This is a genomic window from Terriglobus sp. YAF25, assembly GCF_052113305.1.
Lineage (GTDB): Bacteria > Acidobacteriota > Terriglobia > Terriglobales > Acidobacteriaceae > Terriglobus.
This window is the reverse complement of sequence record NZ_JBFRCY010000548.1, coordinates 1-3,209: the sequence shown is the minus strand read 5'-3', so window position 1 is coordinate 3,209 and position 3,209 is coordinate 1. Positions and strand designations below refer to the sequence as shown.

General features: G+C 55.4%; 2 protein-coding genes and 1 pseudogene. All 3 read left to right on the top strand.

What is annotated here, in order from left to right:
- Positions 1 to 734, top strand: a pseudogene (locus AB4043_RS19830) (hypothetical protein); the annotation flags it as partial.
- A 2-nt stretch (positions 735 to 736) separates the two neighbouring features.
- Positions 737 to 2,368 carry a hypothetical protein gene (locus AB4043_RS19825; protein WP_442300712.1) on the top strand — a complete coding sequence of 544 codons (1,632 nt, stop codon included), beginning with the start codon at positions 737 to 739 and terminating at the stop codon, positions 2,366 to 2,368.
- Positions 2,369 to 2,384: 16 nt separating this feature from the next.
- Positions 2,385 to 3,107, top strand: a complete 723-nt coding sequence (locus AB4043_RS19820) for a class I SAM-dependent methyltransferase (protein ID WP_442300711.1) — start codon at positions 2,385 to 2,387, stop codon at positions 3,105 to 3,107.
- The last annotated feature ends 102 nt before the right edge of the window (positions 3,108 to 3,209 follow it).

Here is a 3,209-nt window from a genome sequence, read left to right as displayed (position 1 = left end):
GCTATGACGTTGTTTCGCCACAGAGGATCTCCCGTGAATCGGAGACCTGGTTCAAACGGTGGACAGCGGCTTTGTTTTATCGAACCCTCTCGCGGATTTCCAACCATCAGCTCGCCCAGGATGTTGGAGATTTTCGACTCTTCAGCCATCGAGCGGTTAATGCCATCCGCTCTCTTCGGGAAGAACACCGGTACATGCGCGGCATGATTGCATGGCTGGGAATGAAAGAAGCCATTCTTCCCTTTCGGCGCTGTGCCCGCGCAGCAGGCGAGACTAAGTATCCGCTCGCCAAGATGCTTCGTTTTGCGTGGACAGGCATTTCATCGTTCTCCGCATTTCCACTGCGGATCAGCATCGCGGCCGGCAGCTTCCTTGGCGGAGCCGGTTTTCTGTACCTCCTGTGGGTGCTGTATCTAGCACTTTGGACGAAGACACTTATCCCTGGATGGGCATCGGTTGTCGCCATGCAGTGCACATTCTCAGGGATGCTTCTACTCGCCCTGGGCGCCGTCGGAGACTATGTCGCCCGCACCTATGAAGAKACCAAAGGCCGGCCTCTCTATGTCGTGAACGAAACTTCCAACGTCTCCTCGCCGCAGCACGGRCTTACGCGTGCGGTGCTTCTGGAAAAACCTCAGCCGCGAAAGGCGGTTGTGATCGGCGCTGATGAAGCTCCCGATCAGAGTATCGAGGCAGAGACAACGTTGAACGCACTCACGAGCCTGCGAGCATAACAATGCCTGTCGACACTTCCAAAGACATCGTTGATTGCAGCATGGATAGCGAGCTGACGTCCGTGCCTGCAGTAAAGCCAGTCCGGACGCAAAAGCCGGCCCAGGCGAGCTCCAGCAGACAGCTTAAGGACCTTGTTTTATTTACATTCTGGGCCTCCTTATACATCTTGCCGTTCATGCGCCTCTTCCTTCTTGGCTCCGATGAAGGAACACTGGATTATGGGGCAATTAGAGTCGCGCACGGCCAGGTCTTTGCGCATGACTTCTTCGAAGTGATCGGGCCGGGGACGTTCTATTGGCTTGCAGGCTTCTTTAAGGTGTTCGGAGAGACCTTTCTTGCAAGCCGCATATGTCTATTCTTCACGTCGATAGGAACGGCGCTCGCCATGTATTTCTTATCGCTCCGCATATGCAGAACGTCCCCCATAACTCCCAGCATCATCCTGGCGGCAACCTGCTTCGGAGGCCTTTGGCCGGCCATCAGCCATCATGGAGACAGCAACTTCTTTGCATTGGCCGCGGTTGTCTGCATGGTTCTGTGGCGGGAAAGGGGTAACAGAAGCCTGTTACTCCTGGCCGGTAGCCTTGCCGGCGTCACAACCTGCTTTCTTCAACCGAAGGGGCTCCTCTTATTCTGCGCGTTTCTGGTCTGGCTCTTTGTGCTGAAACTCCGCCGTACCGCTTCCCTGTCTGCTATGGCGTTACTCACCGGAAGCTACGTCAGCGTGCTTGCAGCCGTCGCACTTTATTTCTGGCACAAGGGGGCGCTGTCGGATCTGATCTATGTCAACTTTATCTGGCCATCCCAGCACTATTCGACGGTCAATGCCGTCCCCTACGCTCACGACATTCTTTCAAACTTCTGGGATCACTGGGTTGTCAGAGCAAAGGGCTTCGGATGGACAATCCCAATGGCGGCTGTTCTGATTACGCCCTTGCTGTTTGTCATCGCGCTCCCGGGCTTACTCGCGGTATTGGGTGCGCGGTTTCGGTGGAACCTGGCCAGGAATGAGATCCTGCTCTACTGGCTTGCCGGAGCCGCACTATGGCTGGGGGAGATTCATCGTAAGGATGTCACTCATCTCGTCTTCGGATCGCCGTTGCTAATGATTCTGGGTGTCCATTTTATCGACGAGTACCGGGCACCATTGGCAGTCATGGCACGGCGCCTCCTGCTGGTCTGTTCAGCCAGCCTCGGCATCTTCAATCTTCTTTGTCTGCTTTTGGCCTCGCACTCCATGACAACGCGCGCCGGCACCATCAGGACGTTCAAAAACACCGGCGTTTTCGCCGCCGTGGAAAAGTATGCCGCTCCCGGAGAAGAGATCTTCGTCTACCCATATGCGCCGAGGTATTACTTCCTGAGCGCTACAACCAACCCTACGCCTTACAGCATCCTCGTTTACAACTACAACACCCCGTCGCAGTTTCAGGAGGCGGTGCGAATTCTGGAGGAGCGCAAGGTTCGATATGTCATCTGGGACAAGAACCTGGAGCAGGTAACCTCGGTGGTCTTTCCTTCATCGACTCATGTGGCCCCTGGTGATTTCATCGTGGAGCCATATCTGGAATCGCACTACCGGCTTGTACAGGTGGTCGACGGCTTCCGGATTATGGAACGGATAGAACGCTGAAATGAAAAGGAATAGTATGGCGGCGAACGAGAAACTATCTCCAGAGTTCGATCTGTATGCGGCGTCGTACGATGCGTTGCTGGAAGACCCTGTCAGGAACCGGTTCGCGCGCGGGACGCACTATTTCCACCAGAGAAAGTGGGGCCTGATTCAGGATTTCCTGCACCGTGCAGGATTGAATACAAGCTCGCTTCGTTGGCTCGATGTAGGTTGCGGCAAAGGAGAGTTGCTGGAGTTAGCCGGAAGCCATTTTGCATGGGCAGGCGGTTGCGATCCATCTGCCGCGATGCTTGATTCCGGCACCCGCTTCGAGGTGCGCCAGCAGCAATCGCAGATCGAGCTCCCGTTTGATACCAGCTCAGCAGACTTCGTGACGGCAGTGTGTGTGTACCATCATGTTCCACTGGCAGCGAGAAAGCTGTTGATGAATGAGATCAAACGAGTCCTGTCGCCCGGGGGACTGGCCTGCATTATCGAACACAATCCCTGGAACCCGGTCACACGAGCCATTGTCAGTCGATGCCCGGTAGATGTCGACGCCGAACTTCTTACCGCGAGAGACACACAAGCGCTGATGAGAGGTTGCGGCTTTACACCAATTCTTTCTGACTATTTCCTGTATCTTCCGGAGCGCCTTTATTCTCGTATGGCTTCTCTCGAGAGCTTGCTTGCAAAGGTCCCGCTGGGCGGTCAATATGCTTTGCTGGCGCGGTCGCCTTATCTGGCTTCACTTGGGTGAGTGCACATCCCTTTCGCCAGTCTCGTCAACCAACGTCGCAAGGAGTATCGTTGTTCGCCGGAGCGCGCCTGGAGCATTTTCCCCGTAGGGGTAGAGTAGGGC

Coding starts and splice junctions, on each gene's coding strand:
- AB4043_RS19820 (WP_442300711.1), top strand. CDS start 2,385: ATGGCGGCGAACGAGAAACTATCTCCAGAGTTCGATCTGTATGCGGCG.
- AB4043_RS19825 (WP_442300712.1), top strand. CDS start 737: ATGCCTGTCGACACTTCCAAAGACATCGTTGATTGCAGCATGGATAGC.